The sequence below is a fragment of the Avibacterium sp. 20-126 genome (genome assembly GCF_044358625.1).
In the GTDB taxonomy this organism is placed as follows: Bacteria; Pseudomonadota; Gammaproteobacteria; order Enterobacterales; family Pasteurellaceae; genus Avibacterium.
Window position 1 is genome coordinate 1,410,676 of record NZ_CP091457.1, and the last position, 25,151, is coordinate 1,435,826.

Annotated in this window: 21 protein-coding genes and 1 riboswitch; of the genes, 12 read left to right on the forward strand and 9 right to left on the reverse strand. The window is 40.3% G+C overall.

All coding sequences use genetic code 11. The annotated features are described in order from the left end of the window. Positions 1–15: 15 nt before the first annotated feature. Positions 16–1,212, forward strand: coding sequence for a tryptophan synthase subunit beta (gene trpB / locus L4F91_RS06475; protein ID WP_250363323.1), 1,197 nt, complete (start codon positions 16–18; stop codon positions 1,210–1,212). Next, positions 1,212–2,018 carry a tryptophan synthase subunit alpha gene (gene trpA / locus L4F91_RS06480; protein ID WP_395895484.1) on the forward strand — a complete coding sequence of 269 codons (807 nt, stop codon included), beginning with the start codon at positions 1,212–1,214 and terminating at the stop codon, positions 2,016–2,018. Before trpB ends, trpA begins: the two co-directional genes overlap by 1 nt. Positions 2,019–2,104: 86 nt before the next feature. Here trpA and L4F91_RS06485 read toward each other — a convergent pair whose 3' ends face one another. Together L4F91_RS06485 and L4F91_RS06490 are read right to left on the reverse strand one after the other, a co-directional pair. After that, positions 2,105–2,452: a helix-turn-helix domain-containing protein gene (locus L4F91_RS06485; RefSeq protein WP_250363325.1), complete on the reverse strand. Its 348-nt coding sequence runs from the start codon at positions 2,450–2,452 to the stop codon at positions 2,105–2,107. Beyond that, positions 2,436–2,687 carry a type II toxin-antitoxin system RelE/ParE family toxin gene (locus L4F91_RS06490; RefSeq protein WP_395895487.1) on the reverse strand — a complete coding sequence of 84 codons (252 nt, stop codon included), beginning with the start codon at positions 2,685–2,687 and terminating at the stop codon, positions 2,436–2,438. The genes L4F91_RS06485 and L4F91_RS06490 overlap by 17 nt, the downstream gene beginning before the upstream one ends. A gap of 207 nt (positions 2,688–2,894) precedes the next feature. On the opposite strand from L4F91_RS06490, the gene can reads away from it, so the two are divergent. From can to L4F91_RS06505, 3 genes are all read left to right on the forward strand, one after another. After that, positions 2,895–3,593 carry a carbonate dehydratase gene (can, locus tag L4F91_RS06495; protein ID WP_250349824.1) on the forward strand — a complete coding sequence of 233 codons (699 nt, stop codon included), beginning with the start codon at positions 2,895–2,897 and terminating at the stop codon, positions 3,591–3,593. A 65-nt stretch (positions 3,594–3,658) separates the two neighbouring features. Continuing rightward, a complete protein-coding gene (gene purK, locus L4F91_RS06500) occupies positions 3,659–4,756 on the forward strand; it encodes a 5-(carboxyamino)imidazole ribonucleotide synthase (protein WP_265777202.1) in 1,098 nt (365 codons plus the stop codon). A 173-nt stretch (positions 4,757–4,929) separates the two neighbouring features. After that, positions 4,930–6,120: an amino acid aminotransferase gene (locus L4F91_RS06505; RefSeq protein ID WP_395895490.1), complete on the forward strand. Its 1,191-nt coding sequence runs from the start codon at positions 4,930–4,932 to the stop codon at positions 6,118–6,120. A 63-nt stretch (positions 6,121–6,183) separates the two neighbouring features. Here L4F91_RS06505 and L4F91_RS06510 read toward each other — a convergent pair whose 3' ends face one another. Beyond that, entirely contained in the window at positions 6,184–9,189 is a 3,006-nt protein-coding gene (locus L4F91_RS06510) for a chondroitinase family polysaccharide lyase (protein WP_395895492.1), read from the reverse strand. Positions 9,190–9,199: 10 nt separating this feature from the next. After that, on the reverse strand, positions 9,200–10,264 hold the full coding sequence (locus tag L4F91_RS06515; protein ID WP_395895494.1) for a porin: 1,065 nt from the start codon (positions 10,262–10,264) through the stop codon (positions 9,200–9,202). Positions 10,265–10,554: 290 nt separating this feature from the next. Here L4F91_RS06515 and L4F91_RS06520 point away from each other — a divergent pair, with 290 nt between their 5' ends. Further along, complete coding sequence (locus L4F91_RS06520) at positions 10,555–11,358, forward strand: sulfite exporter TauE/SafE family protein (RefSeq protein WP_395895496.1); 804 nt, start codon at positions 10,555–10,557, stop codon at positions 11,356–11,358. 12 nt (positions 11,359–11,370) lie between these two features. Beyond that, positions 11,371–11,928, forward strand: a complete 558-nt coding sequence (locus L4F91_RS06525; protein ID WP_395895498.1) for a Crp/Fnr family transcriptional regulator — start codon at positions 11,371–11,373, stop codon at positions 11,926–11,928. Positions 11,929–12,043: 115 nt separating this feature from the next. On the opposite strand, the gene bioB is transcribed toward L4F91_RS06525, so the two are convergent. From bioB to thiB, 4 genes are all read right to left on the reverse strand, one after another. After that, entirely contained in the window at positions 12,044–13,057 is a 1,014-nt protein-coding gene (gene bioB / locus L4F91_RS06530) for a biotin synthase BioB (RefSeq protein WP_250349817.1), read from the reverse strand. 39 nt (positions 13,058–13,096) lie between these two features. Then, positions 13,097–13,750: a thiamine ABC transporter ATP-binding protein gene (gene thiQ / locus L4F91_RS06535; protein WP_395897848.1), complete on the reverse strand. Its 654-nt coding sequence runs from the start codon at positions 13,748–13,750 to the stop codon at positions 13,097–13,099. A 97-nt stretch (positions 13,751–13,847) separates the two neighbouring features. Next, positions 13,848–15,407 carry a thiamine/thiamine pyrophosphate ABC transporter permease ThiP gene (gene thiP, locus L4F91_RS06540; protein ID WP_395897850.1) on the reverse strand — a complete coding sequence of 520 codons (1,560 nt, stop codon included), beginning with the start codon at positions 15,405–15,407 and terminating at the stop codon, positions 13,848–13,850. A 35-nt stretch (positions 15,408–15,442) separates the two neighbouring features. Further along, on the reverse strand, positions 15,443–16,450 hold the full coding sequence (gene thiB / locus L4F91_RS06545) for a thiamine ABC transporter substrate binding subunit (protein ID WP_395895500.1): 1,008 nt from the start codon (positions 16,448–16,450) through the stop codon (positions 15,443–15,445). A gap of 43 nt (positions 16,451–16,493) precedes the next feature. Next, positions 16,494–16,582, reverse strand: a riboswitch (TPP riboswitch). A gap of 116 nt (positions 16,583–16,698) precedes the next feature. Between thiB and glnE the strand changes: the two genes are divergently transcribed. Continuing rightward, positions 16,699–19,659, forward strand: coding sequence for a bifunctional [glutamate--ammonia ligase]-adenylyl-L-tyrosine phosphorylase/[glutamate--ammonia-ligase] adenylyltransferase (gene glnE, locus L4F91_RS06550; protein WP_395895502.1), 2,961 nt, complete (start codon positions 16,699–16,701; stop codon positions 19,657–19,659). Here the strand turns inward: glnE and pepT are convergent. Beyond that, positions 19,656–20,912: a peptidase T gene (gene pepT / locus L4F91_RS06555; RefSeq protein WP_395895504.1), complete on the reverse strand. Its 1,257-nt coding sequence runs from the start codon at positions 20,910–20,912 to the stop codon at positions 19,656–19,658. The two genes, glnE and pepT, sit on opposite strands and share 4 nt — an antisense overlap. 201 nt (positions 20,913–21,113) lie before the next feature. Between pepT and potA the strand changes: the two genes are divergently transcribed. The 4 genes from potA to L4F91_RS06575 all read left to right on the forward strand — a co-directional run bounded on the left by potA (position 21,114) and on the right by L4F91_RS06575 (position 25,055). Beyond that, positions 21,114–22,229 (forward strand): spermidine/putrescine ABC transporter ATP-binding protein PotA, encoded by a 1,116-nt coding sequence (potA, locus tag L4F91_RS06560; RefSeq protein WP_250349814.1) that lies wholly within the window; start codon positions 21,114–21,116, stop codon positions 22,227–22,229. After that, positions 22,216–23,076, forward strand: a complete 861-nt coding sequence (gene potB, locus L4F91_RS06565) for a spermidine/putrescine ABC transporter permease PotB (protein ID WP_250363335.1) — start codon at positions 22,216–22,218, stop codon at positions 23,074–23,076. Before potA ends, potB begins: the two co-directional genes overlap by 14 nt. Then, on the forward strand, positions 23,076–23,843 hold the full coding sequence (gene potC, locus L4F91_RS06570) for a spermidine/putrescine ABC transporter permease PotC (RefSeq protein WP_250349812.1): 768 nt from the start codon (positions 23,076–23,078) through the stop codon (positions 23,841–23,843). Before potB ends, potC begins: the two co-directional genes overlap by 1 nt. 135 nt (positions 23,844–23,978) lie before the next feature. Further along, on the forward strand, positions 23,979–25,055 hold the full coding sequence (locus L4F91_RS06575; protein ID WP_395895507.1) for an extracellular solute-binding protein: 1,077 nt from the start codon (positions 23,979–23,981) through the stop codon (positions 25,053–25,055). Positions 25,056–25,151: the final 96 nt, after the last annotated feature.

Sequence of the window (25,151 nt, forward strand, 5' to 3'; positions counted from 1 at the left end):
GCATAAGGAAAAATTATGTCAGAAACCCAGCTTAACCCCTATTTTGGTGAATTTGGCGGAATGTATGTGCCAGAAATTTTAGTCCCTGTGCTAAAACAACTGGAACACGCCTTTGTAACGGCGCAAGCCGATCCTGAATTTCAAGCGGAATTTCAAGATTTACTGAAAAACTATGCCGGTCGTCCTACCGCATTGACCCTGTGTCGTAATCTCACCAAAGGTACTAAAACGAAACTTTACCTAAAACGGGAGGATTTATTGCACGGTGGTGCGCACAAAACTAACCAAGTTTTAGGGCAAATTTTACTCGCTAAACGAATGGGAAAAACACGCATCATTGCTGAAACAGGTGCTGGTCAGCACGGGGTTGCCACGGCCCTTGCTTGTGCAATGTTGGATATGCCTTGCCGTATTTATATGGGGGCAAAAGATGTGGAGCGTCAATCACCAAATGTGTTTCGTATGCGTTTGATGGGGGCAGAAGTTATCCCCGTCGAAAAAGGCTCTTGCTCGTTAAAAGATGCCTGTTGTGAAGCAATGCGCGATTGGTCTGCCAACTATGAAACCACACATTATTTACTTGGTACCGCAGCAGGGCCTCACCCTTTCCCAACTATCGTGCGTGAATTTCAAAAAATGATCGGCGAAGAAACCAAACGCCAAATTTTAGAAAAAGAAGGGCGTTTACCTGATGTGATTATCGCTGCCGTAGGCGGAGGATCTAACGCCATTGGAATGTTTGCTGATTTCATTGATCAACCACAAGTGCGTTTGATCGGCATTGAACCTGCGGGCAAAGGCATTACCACTGGGCAACACGGCGCGCCACTTCGCCACGGTAAAGTGGGGATTTATTTCGGAATGAAATCGCCAATTATGCAAACCGATGATGGACAAATCGAAGAATCTTACAGCATTTCTGCGGGCTTAGACTTCCCTTCTGTGGGGCCACAACACGCCCATTTACACGCCATTGGACGTGCAGAATATGAAAGCATTACAGACGATGAAGCCCTCGATGCCTTCCAAGCGCTCGCCAAACACGAAGGTATTATCCCAGCCTTGGAAAGCTCGCACGCTTTGGCTTATGCGTTAAAATTAATCCAACAAAATCCAAACAAAGAACAATTAATCGTCGTAAATTTATCAGGGCGTGGGGATAAAGATATTTTCACGGTGGATAAAATCTTAACTGAAAAGGGGAAAATGTAATGAGCCGTTTTGAAACCTTATTCACCCAACTTAATACTAAAAATGAAGGCGCATTCGTGCCATTTGTCACGCTATGCGATCCCGATTTAGCACGCTCTTTTGAGATTATTTGTACCCTTGTCGATAACGGTGCAGATGCGTTAGAACTGGGTTTTCCTTTTTCTGATCCCTTATTAGACGGCCCCGTCATTCAAGCGGCTAACAATCGTGCCTTAAATGCAGGTTGTAGTACGGCAGAAAGTTTTGAGTTACTCGCAAAAGTGCGGGCGAAATATCCTGAAATTCCGATCAGTTTATTATTATGTGCGAATTTAATTTATTCACAGGGCTTAGATCATTTCTATCAACGTTGTGCCGAAGTGGGCGTGGATGCCGTGCTTGTGGCAGATATTCCTTTACTTGCAGCTGAACCTTATATCCGTGCTGCGAAAAAACACGGCATACAACCTGTGTTTATCTGCCCACCAAATGCGGATGAAGCAACCATTAAAGGCGTAGCACAACATAGCGAAGGCTACACCTATTTAGTTTCTCGCGCTGGCGTAACCAGTGCAGAAAACCAAAGCCACGCAGCAAATTTAGATACCCTTGTAGAACAACTTAAAGTCCACCAAGCGCCGTCAATTCTACAAGGTTTTGGTATCGCCCAGCCTCAACAAGTAAAAGAAGCCTTGCAACTTGGTGCAGCCGGGGCTATTTCAGGCTCTGCAACAGTCAAAATTATCGAACGCAATCTAGATAATCATCAAAAATGCTTGAGCGAATTGGCTCAGTTTGTGAAAGCGATGAAAGACGCCACGTTGTAAGCTAAATTTCAATTCAAAACATAAAAGTACGGTGAAATTTTTGTTAATTTTTCACCGCACTTTTGCATTTAATTTTCCTAAGAGAATTAAAAATCCAATTGCTCAAGATGAAGATTTAACGCATTGGCAATTTTCTGCTTAGTGCTTTTGCGTAGGCGAGTAGCATTTTCATACTGGCAATAAGCTGATTGCGATACCCCAAGGCGAGCTGCGACCTCTGCTTGAGTAAGATTCAAATATTCTCGCCACGCCCGCACGGCAGAAATATCCTGTTTAAGTGCAAGAGCAGCAACCTCATAGGGGACACCAGTATCAAGGGGATTTTTCAAGCCTGCTTTGCTTTTTAACCATTCTAAGGTTGCAAGCGGCACAACGGCAAAAGCAGGGTTGCCTTGCTCATCGTTAATATATTGGATATTAGTAAGTGCGTTCATCGCGTTTTTTCACCTCTTCAATAGAGACCACGCTTAATGCGTCGCCAATCAACTGGAAAAATACCCGATAACGCCCCACACGGAAGCGATAAGGATATTTATGATTAATTAAGGATTTTACATTGGTGCATAAAGGAAATTGCTTTAATTCCTCACATTTATCAATAATAACAGAACGCTCGGGAATACGACGCAGTTGTTTTAAGGCTTTAGGTTGGATAATTAAAGTTTTCATTTAGACGCAATATCAGTGATTTAAACTTATCTTATAAGCTATTTTATAAGAAATCAAGAGGATTTATAACTATCTATCACAAAGGCAACTTTTATTTAGGCCGCTCTTTCCCCAGCAACTCATACCTGTTGTTTATCTCGTATAGTTTAATTTACCCTTGCCTTATTATTCGTTATACTGTGTTTTCGTTAATTTTGGAGTATTTCAATGAAAAAAATCGAGCAACTTTTCGCCAATAATTATAGCTGGGCAACACGAATGAAAGAGGAAAATTCCGATTATTTCCGTGAGCTTGCTGATCATCAAAAGCCAAGTTATTTGTGGATTGGTTGTTCTGATAGTCGTGTGCCGGCGGAAAAGCTCACCAACCTTGGACCCGGTGAGCTGTTTGTCCATCGTAATGTGGCAAACCAAGTGATCCATACCGATTTAAACTGCCTTTCAGTGGTGCAATATGCAGTGGATGTATTGGATATTGAACATATTATCATTTGTGGGCATACCAACTGCGGTGGAATTAAAGCGGCGATGTCAGAACAGGATTTAGGCTTGATAAATAATTGGTTATTACATATTCGTGATATTTGGTTTAAACATAGCCATTTATTGGGTAAACTGCCGCCAGAAAAACGTGCGGATATGCTAACTAAACTCAACGTTGCAGAGCAAGTTTACAACCTTGGGCGTTCTTCTATTGTGCAATCGGCGTGGAAACGGGGGAAAAAACTTTCCCTACACGGCTGGGTTTATGATGTGAATGACGGCTATTTGATTGATCAAGGCGTAATGGCAACGAGCCGCGAAACGCTGGAAATTTCTTATTTAAGTGCGATTTCTCGTCTTTTAAAACAAAATGAAGATGAACAAGAAAACGCTGAAACACCGACTGAACAAATAGAAAAATAAGCAAAAAATGCCCCGCACTTTCTATGCGGCATTATTTTTTAACCAACATCATCAAGGATTTTATAATGCAAAAAAGTGCTTTGTACCCTGTTATTTATGTGTTAGGTAATGGGCAACTTGGACGAATGTTACGCTATGCTGGCGCACCTTTAGATATTCAGGTTGTGCCATTGCCTTTCAATGCCCCCGTGTTTGAACTGGAAGAAGGTTGCTTAATTACCGCAGAAATTGAACGATGGGAAAACACACCTCTGACAGAAACCTTAGCCAATCATCCGCAGTTTATTAATCGTTCCGTTTTTGGCTTACTCGCCGACCGCCTTTCGCAAAAATCGCTTCTTGATGAACTCAATCTTCCCACTTCCCCTTGGACACTCATTCATTCTGCCTCCCAATGGCAAGATATTTGGCAGCAAATTGGCGATAAAGTTGTGGTGAAACGCCGTACTGGGGGATATGACGGACGTGGTCAATGGATCATCACCGAAGAAAATCAGGCGCAAATCACTCAAGATTTATATGGCGAAGTCATTGCAGAAAAATTTATTCCCTTTGATGGTGAAATATCTCTAGTGGGGGCAAGATTTAAAGATGGCACAACCCGTTTTTATCCTGTTACACACAATCTGCAACAAAACGGTATTTTACGTTATAGCGTCGCAGATAGCGCTCAGCCACAACAGGCTGTATTACAAAATCAAGCAGAAGCGATGTTAGCAAAAATAATGCACAAGCTAGATTATATCGGCGTGATGGCAATGGAATGTTTTGTCATTGGCGATAAATTACTCATTAATGAACTTGCGCCTCGAGTACATAACAGTGGACATTGGACGCAACTAGGTTGTGCAATCAGCCAATTTGAACTTCATTTACGGGCATTACTCAATCTGCCAACACCAGAACTGACTAGCACAATGCCCGCAGTGATGATTAATTTAATTGGCACAACGCATAATCCGCAATGGCTCAATATGCCATTTAGTCAATTGCATTGGTATGGTAAAGAAGTGCGTGAAGGACGTAAGCTAGGGCATATCAATTTGGCTCATCCAGATCATCAAGAACTAGTGCATTTACTGGATAAATTTTCGCAAGTACTGCCACAAGAATATCAATCTGGTTTAGCTTGGGCAAAAGACAAATTGAAATTATCTAAATAATCATCGCATTTTTTGAAAAAATATTGGCTTTCTTAGACAGAAAGCCAACTTAGTACTAATAAATACTTGCGAACAGGGGGAATTCTCAAGTATAACGTTACACAGGATTTCTTCTCTTAGAGAAATAACATTATTAACCACAAATTCAACACAACATTAGAAGGATAATCACGATGTTTGAACATATTAATGCTGCTCCAGCCGATCCTATTTTAGGTTTAGGTGAAGCCTTTAAAGCCGATGATCGTACTCACAAAATCAACTTAGGGATTGGTGTCTATAAAGATGCTAAAGGCAACACACCCATTATGAAAGCGGTGAAATCAGCCGAACAACGTTTATTTGAGGCTGAAACCACCAAAAATTATCTTTCGATTGATGGTGTTGCTGATTTTAATGCGCGTACGCAAGGCGTTTTGTTTGGCGAGCATTCAGAAATTGTAAAACAAGGACGAGCTAAAACCGTACAAAGCCTTGGTGGAACTGGAGCATTGCGTATTGCCGCAGAATTTATTAAACGTCAAACAAAAGCCCAAAATGTTTGGATTAGCACGCCTACTTGGCCAAACCATAATGCGATTTTTAATGCGGTGGGCGTAACCATTCGCGAATATCGTTACTATGATGCAGAACGCAAAGCCCTTGACTGGGAGAATTTAATCGCTGATTTAAGCAATGCAAGTGAAGGCGATGTGGTGTTATTACACGGCTGCTGCCATAACCCGACAGGTATCGACCCAACCCCAGAACAATGGCAACAACTGGCTGAAATGTCTGCTAAAAATGGCTGGTTACCGCTATTCGACTTCGCTTATCAAGGACTAGCAAATGGTTTAGAAGAAGATGCCTTTGGTTTACGCACTTTCGCAGCGAACCACAAAGAATTATTAATTGCGAGTTCTTATTCTAAAAACTTCGGCTTATATAATGAGCGTGTTGGTGCGTTCACCTTAGTTGCCGAAACCGCGGAAATCGCTACAACAGCATTGAGTCAAGTGAAATCCATTATCCGCACACTCTACTCTAACCCAGCATCTCACGGTGCTTCCAGTGTGGCGATCGTACTCGCCGATCCCGCATTAAGAGAAGAATGGACAACCGAGCTAGGGGAAATGCGTCATCGTATTAAAGAAATGCGTCACCAATTCGTCGCATTATTAAAAGAATACGGCGCACAGCAAGACTTCAGCTTTATTGAGCAACAAAACGGTATGTTCTCATTTAGTGGTTTAACACCAGAGCAAGTCGATCGTTTAAAAGAAGAATTTGCTATTTATGCTGTGCGTTCAGGGCGAATCAATGTTGCAGGTATTACCGAAGATAACATTCGTTACCTTTGTGAAAGTGTTGTAAAAGTGCTTTAATCAAAATTTGAAAAAATATTACCGCACTTTAAAGTGCGGTATTTTTTTATGGTTTTTTAGGCGCTATTTCGCTACGACTAATCTCACTTTGCAAGGTGTTGCATCTGTGGTTTGGGTGGATATCAATGTGGTATCCCCTTTCACCGTTGCCGTTGCACACTGGCTAGCCTGTTTAAGCTGCCATTTACCTTTTACCGTTAAGGTAGAATTTTGCGTCTGAGACGCGCTTTCACGCCATTGACGGGAATAAATACTAACTTCGGCTTGTTTGCCCGCTTTAACCTGATCCGCTTCAATCCCTTTATAGAAAGCGAGATCTGGATTCACAATAGATAAATCAAGTGATTGATCTTGCTGTTGTGCCATCACCATGACAGGCTGATCTGATCCAAGTATAATCCCACCTACATCATTATGCTCTGCTTCAAAATAAGCATAGGCTTCTTGTCCACTATGCTTATCTTTAACTGCGTGTAGTTTATTCGTTTGCGATAATTTTTGATAAGCTGGCATTTGATCATTTTTAGCCGCAACAAGAATAGCATATTCATATTGCCCATTTTTCGGGGCGACACCGTGATCAATAACCGCTGTGGCAAATTTCCCTTTCGTTGGTTTGTCATCACGATCATCAACAGATTCTTGCTCTTGATAAGTAAACACAACATTTTGCCCTTCTGGCACATAATAGCGATTACCAGCAGGATCCGCAAAGGTAACTGCTTGTTTAATCTCTTGTTTTGTGCCTAATGCCGAAACAGCATTTCCATTGACTAAAACAGGTTGAAGTTCTGCCACACTATGCTGGAATAAGGTGGTTTCTGTTCTATGTTGTTTATCATCATTCTGAATATCTGTCCCTAATGCAATAATTTGGTTATCAAATAGGAAATAAGATTTTCGTGCAAATAGCGAATCTTGCTGATATTTACTGTGTCCACGCAGTTTCATTGCATACATACTGTTATTATCCAAATCTGTTCCACCTGCATAGGTTTCCGTGGAAAGTAGCATTTCCTCAAGCCCCGCAGCAGGGAGTTGTAACAACTGTGCTTTTAGCTCTGGATAAGGCAGATGAATGGTTGTTGTGCCGGGGAAACGGTTCCAATCCCAACCATCATAACGATAACCACGATCATCAAAATGTTGGGGGATAATTTCTAATGCACCATAGGACATATACCGTCCATAGCGATTGTTTTTCTCGTAAGATTCATTTCCTACTAAATAACGGCTAAATCCTCGTGCAATAGCAAGCCAAGACAAGTTTGGATCATCTTGATGACGGCGTTGTATTACCATTGATGCATAGTTCATTGTCCAAGCCCCTGCGGGTTCTGCAATGGCTGGAACTTGTTCAAAGGTTGGCTTATGCGATAACGCCGCATAAATTCCTGCAAAAGTGCGGTCAATTTTTTCCCCATTTTTCTCATTACCTGCTAAGGCAAACCATTTAAATGGTGCTGCAGCAACAGAAAATTTTCCCGTTGGGTGACGCCCACTAATAACAATTGGGATATGCCCATCTTTACTATAAACCCACATTTTATATAACACATCATTTAGACGTTCTCGGGCAGCTTGATTAAGTGCATAAGGTGAATCACTCATAGCATAAATCACAGGGGCTAGCCCACCAAAGGCGTCTTTTCCGTATGCGGTGTAATGTTGTGAATGGTGGAAAATCGAGCCATCCGGCTTAAATCCCCCGGCAACCCCTTTTGATTGTAAAATGGTGGTACTCAACCAATGGGAAAATTGTTTTAACAAGCCTGTTCGTTGCTGTTCATTTGGTAACAGTAAAATACTTTTTACAATCCATTGGAGTTGCGTATTTAAAATATCCACATTTGCTTCAACAATACGTTCATCAGGCTCAAAAATACGCCCTGTTCCACTAAACCACGCCATTGCGCCTTGTGCTTGTTCAAGCAATCCTTGCTTTTCAAGTAAATCACGCATTAAGAACCACGCATCAAAAAGTTCTCGGTTTTGATAGCCCATATGGGTAACAATTTGGATACTGCTACCACGCACAAAACCTTGATCAAATAAATAACGGGTGGCAAGCAAGAATTTGGCTTCCAGCTGTTGGCGTTGTTCCTCTGTCAATTGCCCCATGCGCAAGGCTTTTGCACTTTCTAACATCACTTTACCTAGCTCACGCATTGACACAGAACGAAGTAAGAAATCTTGATCTTGCTTGCTAAACACTTGATCATTTTTCATAAACTTCTGTCGAGCAGGGAAATCAAGCATTGGACCTTGAATGACGCCCTCTTTTTCACTGATATTAAAAGCTTGATATTTTTGTAAAATTTGTGAAAAATCCACCGCACTTGGTTTATCCGTAAACACATTTAACACTTGCTCAAAACGTTGGTAAATGCTTTCACTTTGCGGATCGGAATGCAGACTTCTATTAAAATCAAAGTGCGGGTAATTTTTGCTTAACATTTGATCATACAACAGCAAACCATTCCAGTTTTTATTCACTGCCGTACTTGCAGTAGGATTAACAAAAGAGGCTTGATAATCAGGAATTGGGTAACGATTATCCACAGGAACATTGAATAAAAGCTGATCTAAATAAAGTGATCCCGCTTCATCAGGCGCTTGAATCACCAACTTGTCTAAGCTTGTCACATTTTCGCCTTGCATATCGCGAAATGGTACTGCAATACCGCGCCAGCCTGTAAAATCTAAATTAATATCAAAAGATTTTTTCACCTTGCCTTGTTGTTCAAAACTAAAGTGAAGAGGCTGTTTAACGGCTTTTTCATTATAAAGCCATAGCATAAACGTTTGCGGCAAAATATCGTCATTTTGTGAAAAATCTAAATTTTGTGAAAACACTAAGCGCCCTTTTGGCTCAAACTGCCAATGCAACGCCTGCTTCCCATCTTTGTAATGCAACGCACTCGGTGCAACTTGCCCATTTGTAACGGTTAAATAAGCTGGAGGCTGTGCATTTTCAAAAAAATCCCACGCATAATTCGTCGCATTCACACTGCCCGTGATGACACAAGCAGTTAATAGGCTTAGCTTTGGAAATAAGCTCGCTTTCATAGGCTCTCCCTTAGAATAAGAAACGGAAACCCGTGTAGTATTGATTTACATATTTATTATGCACATTCACGTTACTGATATTACGATCACGTCCAAATTCAATAAAGGTGATTAAGTCTTTGATTGGGCGATAATCAAGCCCTAAGGTGTAACCGTGGTTCACATTGTCACCCCGTTTTTCATAACGGAATTGGCTATAACCAGCAAATTTTGGTGTGATGAAATATTTTGCTGCAAGGAAATGTCTTTTTTCTTTTACTGCATTATGATCAAGGTAGTTCGCACGTTGTAGATCTTTTAATTCACCATAGTTATAAGCAACTTCTAAATTACGGTATTTCACTTCCGCCGCCACACGCCACGCAGAACGATTTACATTTTTTTCAATCCAAGATTGATTTATTCCTGCGCTATTTGGTGCAGAGAATTGATAACTATCATAGTTATCGCGAGTGTAACCTGCTCTAAAGCGTAATCGCCAGTCGTCATTCAATTTATTGGTATAATAGAGTGCAAGCCCGTAGCCATTTTTTAAATGCTTCGGTGAGTTATTCACTCCTTTTTCAGCCGAACCAAATAAATAATCCGAACCAAATTGGAACCCAGCTAATTCTACAGAACGGAAATGCAAGCCTTTATTGGCTTCTGCGGTAAGTGGATTACGTCCGCTTCCCCCTAACTGCCAATCACCTAACATAATGGCATCGCCATTGGTTGGTAAACGACCTAAATATAAACGTCCTACGGCTTTATGTTCTATACCAAGATAAAGTTGTGCCGTACGCGGATCACCAAAACCTGAATGATTGCTACCACTGGCATCTTTTCCATTAAAAACAATTCTGGTTTTACCGATTAATCGTATCTCTTCTGTCATATCTTGCGCAAAGATAAACTCCACACGCGAGCCACGATCACGCAAATCTGAACGTTGCCCTTCGGTATGCGCAAGCATTGGTCTAAATTGCCCATTAAGCTGTACGCTAGTGCCATCTTTTTTATAAATTTCTACCGCACTTGCTGTACTTGTTGCGGCAATAAGTGAAAGTGCAAGAAGGGAAAGTGATTTTTTCATATAACAATTATCCTTATTATTTATTGTGAAAAGACACCTCAAATCAAAGACGATTAATCTGAGCCATTGCGATGTTCAAGCTGGTTAGATACGACACAAAAATAACTAAAACTGAGCATTCAACCTTATCATAGGCAAATATTTCACAGGGGAAAAGCACCGCACTTTAAAAACAAGATCAAGATCACAAAAATATTAAAACAGAGTTTTGATATTTGCTTTTATGATGCCGATCATAAGGATTATTAATTTGATTATTCATAATAAAGGAAAAATCATAAGGATAGACTATGACCTTTTCTTTGATCATTATTCTTCTTTTATGCGGTATATTAACTAACCTGATGTCAGCTATTTTTGGTATTGGTGGCGGGGTGTTGATGGTACCCATTTTACATACACTTTTCCCTTATATGCCAATCCAAATGATTTCTGCCACTTCACTGACTATCGTAATGGGATCAGCGTTAATTAATCTGTTTTACTTTTATAAGCTAAATATTGAGATTGATAAGAAAAAATTGCTCCTTTGGTCACTAAGTATGATCATTGGTGTACAACTTGGCTTTCATCTCAGCTTTAATGTTTCAGATAACCTGATAATAGGGGTCTTTGTCATTACGCTGATTGTATTGGCATTAAAAACCTTTTTGCATCCGAACAATAAGAAAAAGCAACAAACACAGAAAAAAGATCGCTTACGTGGTAGCCTATTCTGCTTTCTAGGTGGGGGAATTGCTGGGATTACAGGGATCGGTGGTGGCTCAATTATGTCGCCACTAATTAGCCAGTTGCCCAGTGTTAGCATTAAAAGTGTGGCGGTTTATACCAATTATATGATGGTGATTGGCGGCATTGGCAATCTTTACGGCTATTTAACCAAGACCCCAGAAGTGATTATCCCCCATTCCTTACAGATTGGCTATGTGAGTTTCTCCATTGTACTCATTGTCGTGCTAAGTGCTTTTTTTATGAGTTTCATCAGTATGAAACTTCGTGGCATTATCAAAGAGGAAACCGCACGTAAATGGCTTAGTATGATCTTGCTTTTTATTGCCTGCTATATGCTACTATTGCGAGTAATACAAGGATAAATTATATAGGATATGGAAATGCTTAAAGCGATGAATTTTAAAAATTGTCAATATAATCATTTGGTTGCTGTTGAAAAAGGCACTCAGCTTTATCGTCAAGGGGAAACTGCCCACTCGTTTTATTGTGTAAAAAATGGGCTTATTGGCTTATATCATACCCTTGAAAATGGTAAAGAAAGTTTAGTGAGAATTTATAAAGTAGGGGATTATTTTGGATTTCGTACCCTATTTGGTGATAAGAAATACCATTGCACGGCGAAAGTATTAATGGAAGCAGAAATTATCAAAATCACGCCACAACATATTGATTCCTTCTTTCTAGAAAACCCTGAAACCATTCGCTTTCTATTCCAAATTCTTTCAAATGAACTGCGTGATGCAGAAGATCGCCTTGCTAAAAGTGCGTATTTAAAAAGTTTAGATCGTGTGATTGATAGTATTTATTTCTTAACAGAAAACTTTCCTGATTACCATTGGACACACCGAGAAATCGCTGAGTACGCTGGCTGTGAAACCGAAACTGCTATTCGCATTACTCGTGATTTAAGAAAGAAAAATTTATTATCGTAATTTCATTTTCCTCAACGGTTTATCCTGTACTTAGCGCATTGGATTATCTTGTTAAACTGACATCGCAATAAAAATGGCAGCGTCTATGCTGCCATTGCGTCAATAAATCGTTACATTAATTTTGTTCTTGTTGCAGACGATTTTCTTCTGTTTCTGGTTCAAGATCGAGTTTTGCCATTAGAAGCTGATCGCCATCTTCTTCGGGATTTTCTGTTACTAATAGCTTATCCCCATAGAAAATCGAATTTGCCCCAGCCATAAAACACATTGCTTGCATTTCTTCTGACATTCCTTGACGTCCCGCAGATAAACGGACATAACTTTTTGGCATCACAATTCGTGCAACGGCAATGGTACGCACAAACTCCGTCCAATCTAATTCCGCCGCCTCAGCCAATGGTGTGCCTTCCACTTTCACTAATTGGTTGATTGGCACGGATTCTGGTTGTGGATCGAGATTAGCTAAGCTGGCAATAAATGCGGCACGTTCTTTCCGTGTTTCATCCATCCCAACAATTCCCCCACAACATACCTTTAAACCGGCTTTACGCACTTTCCCAAGGGTATTAATACGATCATCAAATTGGCGTGTGCCAATAATTTTTTCATAATGCTCTGGTGCGGTATCAATATTATGATTGTAGTAATCCAACCCAGCTTTTTTCAAATCTTCCGCCATACCATCTTGCAATAAGCCAAACGTCCCGCAGGTTTCTAGCCCCAGATCTTTTACTGCTTTAATAATCGTGGTGATTTTTTCAATATCTTTTGGTTTTGGCCCACGCCAAGCCGCCCCCATACAAAAACGACTTGCGCCACGGGATTTCGCCACTTTCGCTTTCTCAACAATCTCATCAACATTAATTAATTGTTGATTTTGCACCCCTGTTTGATAGCGTGCCGATTGTGGACAATAACCACAATCCTCAGGGCAACCCCCTGTTTTAATCGACATTAAGGTAGAAAGTTGAATCGCCCGTGGGTTAAAATTCTCACGATGAACCTGAGCAGCACGATACACCAACTCTAAAAAAGGGGTTTCAAATAACGCTTCCACTTTACACACTGACCAATATTCTAAGGTTGGGTGCGGTGTTAAAGAAGGAATTTGAATGTTTGTGATTGTCATAAATTATCCTTATTACAAAAAGTGCGGTCTATTTTAGACCTAAATTTTTAATTCAGGTAATGATTTATCACTAATCCTACCATTTTCAACACATAAAAGGCGATCAATTTTTCCAACTAATTCATTAGGTTGATGAGTAACAATGAGCAACGTCAATGTTTTCTGCTGAGATAAATTCTCTAATAAATTCAACATTTCTTGACGCAAATGCGGATCAAGCGCTGAAAATGGTTCATCAAGCAATAAAATCGGTTTATCACGAAGCAGACAACGGGCTAAGGCAACACGCTGTTTCTGCCCGCCAGAAAGGGCATTAGGTAAGCGAGATAAAAAATCGCCTAATCCGACCGCACTTGCTGCCTTTTCCACTTGTGCTTTTTCTTCCGCACTCAGCGTTAAACTGGGCTTTAAACCTAAGGCGATATTTTCAGCCACCGTTAAATGCGTAAACAAATTATTCTCTTGAAAGAGCATCGAAACAGGACGCTGATGAGGCGCGCTAAAGGTGTGATTTTGCCCATTAAGCCAAATTTCCCCCTTGTCGGCGAGTTCAAATCCAGCAATTAAATTGAGTAACGTGCTTTTCCCCGCCCCACTCGCCCCCACTATGGCAACACGTTGTCCCGCCGAAATATGCAGTTGGAAGTGCATCGCTTGATTGGGGTAATGAAAATAAGTATTCAGTTTAATCATTATCTTGCCTAAATCATTAACGTAATAAGAACCAATATCGAACAAAAACAAAGTGCGGTGCAATTTTTTGCTATTTTCGCTTTGCTCTTGCTTTTCGCTATGCCACATTTTGCGGTTTTTCAATCATCATAAATAACAGACCACATAACCCTAATAAAATTAAGGCGGTTACGCTCGCTTCTTGCATACGATATGAGCCTAATTGCTGATAAAGCAAATAAGGCAAAGAGATGAAATCTTGATTACCAAATAAAGCAATCGCTGTGAAATCGCCCAGCGATAAGGCACAAGCCAATGCGCTAGCATACCGCATCGCTGAACGCAAAGTTTGCCATTCTACCACTCGCCAGCGTTGCCAGCCTTGCACGCCAAGAGATTGGCAAAGTCGCTCATATTGCATTGTTTGATACATTGGGGCAGAAAGCGTGCGAATCACAAAAGGCATTGCCAAAATGCCATTACAAAACGCTACAATAAGGAGAAGATGCCACGGCTGAAAATCAAGATCTTGCAAACGAATAAATAGCCCTAACGCCACCACTAAAGTCGGGATCGCAAGCACGATCATTCCTATATTACTAATGACATTGGCACAGTAACGGTGGCTTTGCCAAGCTAAGCGTCGCACGAGCAAGAGTAATGCCATTGACAATACAATAGCAAATAGCGCAGAACATAGCGCAATACTTAAGGAATAACCCAAAGCACGCCACAACTGGGGATTTTGTGCCACTTTTTGCCACGCGTCCCAATCTAATCCTGCCACCACCATATAAAGCAAGGGTAAAAAAAGAAAAATCAGCACACTGCCCACACAAAAAACTTGCCAAATTTGCACCGCACTTGTCTGCTTTTCTCGCCAGAACTGGCGTAAATCGAGCTGGCTAGGATCTTTGCGATGAAAGAAGCTGCTCATCATAAGCAATAGGACACAAAAACCGCATTGCAACAATGCTAACATTGCCGCTTTAGGTAAATCAAATTCAAATAAAATGGCTTGGTAAATCGCCACTTCTAAGGTGGTATACGCTGGCCCGCCACCAAGTGTGAGGACAATGGCAAAGCTAGTAAAGCAAAGCATAAAAATTAACACAAAGGCAGGCAAAAATTGTTGGCGTAAATAAGGTAATTCGATTAAACGAATAAATTGCCAACCGCGAATATTAAGCTGTGAACTAAGCTGACGTTGCTGATTAGGAATGCTTGATAGGGCTTGCAAAAATAGACGGCTTGCTAAAGGAATATTAAAAAATAAATGTGCGATTAAAATGCCACTTAAGCCATAAATATTGGGTTTCCAGTCAATCTCAAGGGCGGAAAATAACCTTACCAACCAACCTGAATGTCCATAAATTCCTAATAATCCTAGTACAGCCACCAAAGCAGGTAACACAAAAGTGAGGGAAAATAATTTCAAAATAAGCGATTTACCACAGAAATCTTGGTAAAAAAACGCACGGGCAAATAATAATCCGATACTCACCGATAAGAATGCCGAAAGAAATGCCTGCCCAAAACTAAAGGCAATAACGTGGCGAATATAGTTATCTTGCCAAAGTGCCGTCCATTGCTGATGATTGCCAAGATTTAACACCGCACTTAAGGTAAAGCCATAAAATGCCGCCAATAGCAATATCACGCCCATTCCCCCAAGCATTGAAGAAAGGGGGAATTTTTGCAAGTAACGGCGTATTATTGTGTTAAGCTGGCTTGCCAAGTGTTCGTCCATTGTTTTAATTGTTCTGTATTGACGCCACTTCCCAACGTGGTTTTGCTTTGCTGTGCTTGCTTCAACGCATCAAAGTGCGGTTCAATTTTTTCATCAATAACGGCAAACATAATATTTTTTTGTGAAATTTGGCGTTGCGCTTCTGGAGTAATCAAAAATTGCATAAAGGCATCAGCACAAGCGTTAGGATGATTTGCCATTCGCGCAGCGGTTTCAATTTGTAGCACTTGCCCTTCAACAAAATCTGCCGCGGCATAATTGGCATCCTTGTCATTTAAGAGATGATAAAGCGGTGAAGTGTTATAACTAAACACCAAATCTGATTCGCCTTTTAAAAATGCGCCGTAAGTTTCTGACCAACCTTTCCCTACGGTGACGGTATGGCGAGCCAATTTCTTCCACGCCGCCTCTACATCATCGCCATAAACTTCATTCATTAAGATCACTAATCCACGCCCTACGCCACTGGTACGCGGATCTTGATAAATGATGCGAAGTTGTTGATTATCAACCAACTCTTTTAGGCTTTTCGGTGGGTTTGGTAATTTTTCTTTATGATATACGAAGGCATAAGCACCAAAATCATAAGGTAAGAACACCTTATCTTCCCACTTCTCAGGTAAAGAAAGTTGCGCCATTGGCACCTGATGTTCTGCAAATAATGAGGTCTTTTTCGCTTCTTCAAGCATTGTTTGATCTAAGCCTAGCACAATATCGGCTTTGCTCTTTTTCCCTTCAAGGCGAATCCGATTAAACATTATCCCAGTGCTATCAAAAGGCACATAATTCACCTGACATTGGGGGTGAGTTTGCTCAAACAGCGCTTTCACTTTTGGACCGGCGCCCCAATCAGCACTAAAACTATCATAAGTATAAACTTGCACCTCTTGCGCGGAGCTTGGTGTCGCCATCAGACTAGTGCTAAAAAGTGCGGTAAGAAAAGTAAGAGAAAAAGATTTTTTGAATTGCATAGTGTTTCCTTCCAATAAAAAACGACCAGCAATATTGACGTGAACAGCAAAAAAATTAGTTTCCTACGTCAGTATTAACTGTATCAGGTTCACGGGTATGATCTCAGCTATCAAGCACCCCGACTAATTTGAGCCTCTAGCTCGCGTTCAGTGTAGTAATTTTCCTTTACTAATGCAATCTATGTATTTAAAAATTCTCAAAATTTCTTTATAGTTAGCAATCAGTTAATGATTGATAAGGATAACCTATGGCATTTTCTATTCCCCACCTTGACGATACGTTGAAAACACTGGCAGATTGTTTAATTCAGCATTACCCTGAACATTATAATGAAGGGCTTTACACGCAACTTGCACAGCAGAAAAATGATCCGACTAGCCCAATAGGTAAACTGGCACAAGGCATTGCAATGTCTGATTTTGTGGCAGAAACGTTAAAAAAACAACCGCACTTTTTACACCAATGTTGGCAACAATTCCCCCATTTAGAAAATAAAGCCTATTATCAACAAGCCTTGCATTCCTTACTTCAAGAAGTTACTGATGACACCCAACTTTATCGCCAATTACGTCTTTTTCGTCATCGCGAAATGGCGAAGTTAAGTTTATGTCAAAGTTTAAACTTAGCGACGGTCGAAGAAATTTTCATTGCCCTTTCACAATTGGCAGAAACCATTATTATTGCCGCTCGGGATTGGCTTTATCAGCGTGCCTGTGCTGAAATGGGTATACCAATGGATAGCCACGGCAAACCGCAACAACTTTATATTTTAGGAATGGGGAAACTAGGCGGTTTTGAACTGAACTTTTCCTCAGATATTGATCTCATTTTTACCTACCCTGCTAACGGCGAAACGCAAGGCGCAAGGCGTTCTATTGAAAATAGTGTCTTTTTCACTCGCTTAGGACAACGTTTGATTAATGCCTTAGATCAATATACCCCTGATGGTTTTGTGTATCGCACAGATATGCGTCTGCGCCCCTTTGGTGAAGCGGGGGCATTAGCCCTAAGTTTTACCGCAATGGAACAATATTACCAAGAACAAGGACGAGATTGGGAACGCTATGCAATGATCAAAGGGCGTATTTTAGGCGCTGATCCGCAAGATCCCAATATCAAAAACTTACAAAATTTACTCCGCCCTTTTGTTTACCGCCGTTATATTGATTTTAGCGTTATCCAATCTTTACGCGAAATGAAACATAAAATTGAACGGGAAGTGCGACGCCGTGGGTTATCGGATAATATCAAACTGGGCGCGGGGGGCATTCGTGAAATTGAATTTATTGTACAGGTTTTCCAACTTATTCGTGGTGGACGTGAAATTAAATTGCAACAACACGGATTGCTTCACATATTACCTGAATTGGAACAACTCGCTTTACTTAGCTCTCAAGAAGCCACTGATTTAAAAAATGCTTACCTTTTTTTACGCCGTGTAGAAAATGTGTTGCAAGCCATTGACGACAAACAAACTCAGCTTTTGCCAGAAAAAGAGCTGGATCGCCAGCGCCTGATTGTTGCTCTGCAACGTTATACCCAATGGAATACGCAAAAACAGCCTGTCCTCGTGGAAAATAGCATAACAAGCTGGGCGGATTTTGATACCTTATTACAATCGCACCAAAATAAAGTGCGGTCGGTTTTTTCGCAATTAATTGGTACAGAAAATGATCCCTCACCACAAGAAAATAGCCAATGGAACGATTTTTTAGAAACGGATCTCAATGAAGAAGACCTTCAGCTCATTCTGCAACAAAATGGCATAACATTGGCAGAAAATGCACCGCTCTTACAACGCCTTACTCAGTTTCGCAACGAACTGGCTCGCCGTCCGATTGGAAGCAGAGGGCGTGGCGTATTAAGGCAGTTAATGCCGATGCTACTTGCCCAAGTGTTTCAACATCAAGCCTATGAAAGCTTGCTCCCCCGAATGTTAGATATTGTGGATAAAATTCTCACTCGCACTGCCTATTTGGAATTATTAGTGGAAAATCCGCAAGTACTCAATCAGCTCATTGAGCTATGTTCACACTCACAGCTTATTGCTCAACAAGTGGCTCGACACCCCATTTTGCTTGATGAATTATTAGATCGCAACGCATTATTAAATCCGACCGATTTCAGCGAATATGCCAGCGAATTAAAGCAATATCTACTCCGTTTACCGCAAGATGACGAAGAACAGTTTATTGATGCCCTGCGTCAATTTAAGCAAAGCACCTTGTTACGTGTGGCAGCCGCAGATATTCTCGGCGCATTGCCCGTAATGAAAGTGAGCGATCATTTGACCTATTTGGCAGAAGCGATTATTGCTGCCGTTGTAGATCTTGCTTGGCAACAAGTTACTGCACGCTTTGGCATTCCTGAATATCTTCCGCCTAATGAGAAAGGTTTCTTAGTCATTGGCTATGGCAAATTAGGTGGCATTGAACTGGGCTACAAATCTGATTTGGATTTGGTCTTTCTGTTTGACGGTAGCAAAACAGGTCAAACACAAGGCGGCAAAAAAGTGATCGATAGCAATCAGTTTTATCTCAAACTGACGCAAAAAATCATCAGTATTTTTAGTATGAATACGAGTGCAGGGGTGCTTTATGATATCGATATTCGCCTACGCCCGTCTGGTGATGCGGGGTTACTTGGCTGCTCGCTAAGTGCCTTTGAGAATTATCAGCTTAATGACGCTTGGACGTGGGAAAAACAAGCGCTGGTACGAAGCCGTGCCGTTTATGGCGATGTTGCCTTACGCCAACGCTTTGAACAAATTCGCCGTAAGGTACTTTCTGCGCCACGGGATCTTGTCAAACTTAAGGAAGACGTAAAAGCAATGCGTGAGAAAATGTATCAACATCTTGCCCATACCAATCCTGATGAATTTAATATTAAAACCGATCAAGGCGGCATTACGGATATTGAGTTTATCGCCCAATATTTGGTATTGACTTACGCGCCGCAATACCCTAATTTAACCATTTGGTCAGATAATGTGCGGATTTTTGAGTCAATGGCAGAACTCCAAAATAGCGAAAACAAAAGTGCGGTGCTAAATGTTGATATTTCTGAACATTTGAAAAATGCCTACACTCGCCTACGCAACCGTATTCATCATTTAAACTTACTTGGCTTGCCTGCGGTGGTAAAGCAAGCAGAATATCAATCTGAACGGCAGTTTATTCGCCAAATTTGGCAAATGTTATTTGATTAGCCACAGAGTTTATTGGCTAACTGAACCATTTTTACAATCACCCTTGCTGCGTCCCACATTCCTTCGAGGGTGGTCAGTTCTTGCTTGCTATGAAAATTGTATCCGCCCGTAAATAACATTGGGCAAGGAATTTGCTTTTCCGCCAATTTTGCACCAAGATAGCCTGAACGAATCGGCGTGAGAATAGGTTCAATACCACATTGCTTCATAGCTAAATCAGCAAGTTGGAGCGATCTTGGCTGCTGTTTAATGATCTCAGCCATATTGCTATATTGATCTTCAATACTTAGCTGTGCTTTCTTTCTTAAACGTTTTTTGCGATTAAAATCCACAATCATCATCGCCAAAAATGCCTTACGTTGCTCAAAGCTCACCCGATCAAAATCACAAATTAAATAGCGCATTTCCACTTTTTCAATATCGCCCGCTAGACTTTCTAAATGAAAAAAGCCTTGCTTGCGTTCTGTTTTTTCTGGCACTTCTTGGGCGGGCAAGCCTTTTTGAAATTCACACGCTAATGTCAATGCGTTACGCATTTTATCTTTGCCTACGCCAGCTTGAATATTGCGTCCATAAAGCGTTACGGTGGCGGTAGCAACATTCACATTTTCATAGCCCAAACTGCCAACCCCTTCCCCTGCAAGACAATATGCCCAGTCGCAAGTAAATTTATCAAAAGGAAAATGTTTCATTCCTTGCCCTGTTTCTTTATCTGGCACAAAGGCGAGGCGAATATTGCAATGAGAAAGATGATTTTGTTGCAAAATATAAAGTGCGGTCAGAATTTCTGCAATTCCTGCTTTATTATCTGCCCCTAACAAGGTTTTTCCATCACTCACCACCAAGGTTTTGTTAATCAGTTTTTGCAAAAACGGATGATATACAGGGCTAATAAATTCCTCACCAACGCCAAGAGAAATATCACCTCCGCGATAATTTTCAATCACTTCAGGTAAGGTATGTTTGCTACTACATTGCGGTGACGTATCAAGATGACTAATAAACCCAATTGTTGGCATTTGGGGGCTAATATTGGAAGGCAAAAATGCGGTCAGAATACCTTGTTTACTTAATTCAATTTGTTGCAAGCCCAGTGCGAAAAGCTCTTGTTGTAGAAATTTGGCTAACTTTGCTTGCCCTATGGAGCTGGGAATGGGTTTGGCATTAAACTTTGCTTGTGTATCAAAACTCACATAGTTTAAAAAACGTTCCAGTAATCCTTCTTGATATTGCGTGCTGTTTTCCATAATCATTTTATCGCCTTACAAAAATTGTTGCATTTTATTCTAACGAGGCTGTTGGCTTGAGGTATTGATATATAACAAAATTCAACCTAATTTTTTTAGGCAAAATGTGATTAATTGCTTTTCATTGTAAGGCGTTCGCTATATCATTAGCACTTATTTTTATCTATTGATTGTTCAACCAACTTGTTAGGGAGAAAACCAAAGCTAGTGGAAAATTCAGTTCAAACCAAACCGATTATTGAGCTTCGTTCTTTAACTAAGTCTTATGGCGACAAAACGATTATTGATGGTTTAAATCTTACCATTAACAATGGCGAATTTTTGACGATTTTAGGGCCTTCAGGCTGTGGTAAAACCACTGTTTTACGTTTAATCGCAGGATTAGAAGATCCTAACGGCGGTAAGATTATTCTTGACGGTCAGGATATTACTGACGTGCCGGCAGAACGTCGCTTTGTGAATACCGTATTCCAAAGTTATGCTCTTTTCCCACATATGACGATTTTTGAGAATGTGGCTTTTGGTTTACGTATGCAAAAAGTGCCAAACGCAGAAATTAAGCCACGCGTAATGGAAGCCTTACGTATGGTTCGTTTAGAAGAAATGGCTGAACGTAAACCCACTCAGCTTTCTGGCGGTCAGCAACAGCGTATTGCCATTGCAAGAGCGGTAGTCAATAAGCCAAAAGTGTTATTACTAGACGAATCTCTTTCTGCATTGGATTATAAATTACGTAAAGAAATGCAAAATGAACTGAAAGCATTGCAACGTCAATTAGGGATTACCTTTATTTTCGTTACTCACGATCAAGAAGAAGCCTTGACGATGTCTGATCGTATTATCGTAATGAACAAAGGGAATATTGAACAAGACGGTACGCCTCGTGAAATTTACGAAGAGCCGAAGAATTTATTTGTTGCACGCTTTATTGGTGAGATCAACGTTTTTGATGCCAAAGTGATTGAGCGTGTAAGCGAAAAAACCGTAAAAGCCAATGTTGAAGGACGTATTTGTGAAATCTATACGGATTTACCGGTTCAACCAGATCAACACTTGAAAGTGCTTTTACGCCCTGAAGATATTGTGATTGAAGAATTAGATGAAAATGAGCAATCTAAAGCGATTATCGGACACGTTTCTGATCGTAATTATAAAGGAATGACGTTGGAATCTAGCATTATTCTTGATCATAATGATATGAAAGTGTTAGTGAGCGAATTCTTCAATGAAGATGATCCGCATATTGATCACTCAGTAGGACAAAAAGTCGCCCTCACTTGGCACGAAGGTTGGGAGGTTGTGTTAGACGATGAAGACAGCTAATACGGGATTTCAAAAAATTACCATTACAACCATCTTTGCTTGGTTAATTTTGTTTGTATTAGCGCCTAACCTATTGGTGCTAACAGTCAGTTTCTTAACCCGTGATGGCAGTGATTTTTATACATTGCCATTTACCTTTGAGAATTACACACGCCTATTTGAACCGCTTTATGCCCAAGTGGTGTGGAATTCACTTTATATGTCGGGTATTGCCACCATTATTTGTTTAATTATTGGTTATCCTTTTGCCTTTATGATTAGCAAAATTAAGGAAAAATATCGTCCAATTTTGCTTTTTTTAGTGGTTTTACCATTTTGGACAAACTCACTTATTCGTATTTATGGAATGAAAATTTTCCTTGGCGTAAAAGGGGTGTTAAATAGCACATTACTGACCTTAGGCATAATTAACGAGCCAATTCGTATTCTAAATACCGAAGTGGCGGTAATTATTGGTTTAGTCTATTTATTATTACCATTTATGATTTTGCCGTTGTATGCCGCTATTGAAAAATTAGATCACCGTTTATTAGAAGCGGCTAAAGACTTAGGAGCAAACAGTTTCCAACGCTTTGTCAAAGTGATTATTCCACTCACAATGCCAGGCATTATCGCAGGTTGCTTATTAGTGCTATTACCTGCTATGGGAATGTTCTATGTGGCTGATTTACTTGGCGGTGCGAAAGTGTTACTGGTGGGTAACGTGATTAAGAGCGAGTTCTTAATTTCACGTAACTGGCCATTTGGTTCAGCAATTAGTATTGGCTTAACCATTTTAATGGCGTTACTCATTTTTGTTTATTACAAAGCAAGTAAATTAATGAATAAAAAAATGGAGTTGGAATAATGAGTCGTTTACTGCGTAATATTTTTATGTTGGTGGTGTACGCTTATTTGTATATCCCAATTATCATTTTGGTCACCAATTCTTTTAATGCTGATCGTTATGGATTGAGTTGGAAAGGGTTTAGCTGGAATTGGTATGAGCGTTTATTTAATAACGATACGCTGATCCAAGCCGCATTGCACTCGGTTACCATTGCCTTTTTTGCGGCAACCCTTGCCACCATTGTGGGAGGATTAACTGCCATAGCCTTATATCGCTATCGTTTCCGCGGTAAACAAGCGGTGAGCGGAATGTTATTTATCGTTATGATGTCGCCTGATATTGTTATGGCCGTATCCCTACTTGCCCTATTTATGATTGTCGGTATTTCATTAGGCTTTTGGTCATTATTACTGGCACATATTACCTTCTGCTTGCCTTATGTGGTGGTAACAGTCTTTTCACGCTTAAAAGGATTTGATGCCAAAATGCTTGAAGCAGCAAAAGATTTAGGTGCGAGTGAAATTACCATTCTGCGAAAAATTATTCTGCCTTTAGCCTTGCCTGCCATTGTCTCAGGCTGGTTACTCAGCTTTACCATTTCACTTGACGATGTTGTGGTTTCCTCTTTCGTAAGTGGTGTCAGCTACGAAATTTTACCACTGAAAATTTTCTCATTGGTAAAAACAGGGGTAACACCTGAAGTGAATGCACTGGCAACCATAATGATTATTTTCTCACTAACTTTAGTCATATTAAGTCAGCTTGTGGCGAAAAAAGATAAATAGCCCAAAAGGGAAAATAATACTTCACAAATAAGTATAGACAAAATAGAATACGCCTTGACGTCCTCAAGGCGTTTTTTATTCGTATTTTGTTTAACAAAATATATCTCTAACCCTCTTAACAGGAGAATGATAGAAATGAAAAAATTTGCAGGTCTTTTCACAGCCGGAATGATCGCAGTGACTTTAACAGCTTGTAATGATAAAGAAACAAAGAATGCGGAAACCAAAGCACCAGCTAATGATACCGTATATCTTTACACTTGGACAGAATATGTGCCAGATGGTCTATTAGATGAATTTACTAAAGAAACTGGAATCAAAGTCATTGTTTCAAGTCTAGAATCTAATGAAACAATGTACGCTAAATTAAAAACACAAGGTGAATCTGGTGGTTACGATGTGATTGCCCCATCAAACTACTTTGTGTCAAAAATGGCGCGTGAAGGTATGTTAATGCCATTAGATCACAGCAAATTACCTGTTATTAAAGAGCTAAACCCAGACTGGTTAGATAAACCTTATGATAAAGGTAACAAATATTCTTTACCACAATTATTAGGCGCACCGGGTATTGCCTATAACACCAATGATTACAAAGGATCTGATTTCACTTCTTGGGGTGATTTATGGAAACCTGAATTTGCGGGAAAAGTACAATTACTTGATGATGCACGCGAAGTCTTTAACATTGCGTTATTAAAATTAGGTCAAGATCCAAATACCCAAGATCCTGCTATCATCAAACAGGCTTACGAAGAGTTACTCAAATTACGTCCAAACGTACTTTCTTTCAACTCTGACAACCCAGCTAACTCATTCATCTCTGGTGAAGTAACAGTTGGTCAATTATGGAACGGTTCTGTGCGTATTGCGAAAAAAGAACAAGCCCCTTTAGATATGGTATTCCCGAAAGAAGGGCCTGTTCTTTGGGTTGATACCCTTGCCATTCCAGCAACCTCTAAAAACCCTGATGGCGCACACAAACTAATTAACTATATGTTAGGTGCTAAAACTGCGGCAAAATTAACGGAAGAAATTGGCTATCCAACATCAAATGTTGAAGCATTAAAATTACTTCCTGATGAAATTACTAAAGACCCAGCAATCTATCCAACCTCTGAAGTATTACAAAACAGCTACTGGCAAGATGATGTTGGTGATGCCGTTCAGTACTATGAAGAATATTACCAAAAATTAAAAGCCGCGAAATAATTTCTCGCAATAAATAAACCTCGCTAAATGCGAGGTTTATTTTTGTCTTCTAGTAAAAAATTTATCAAAATCTTACCGCACTTAATGTACTCAAAA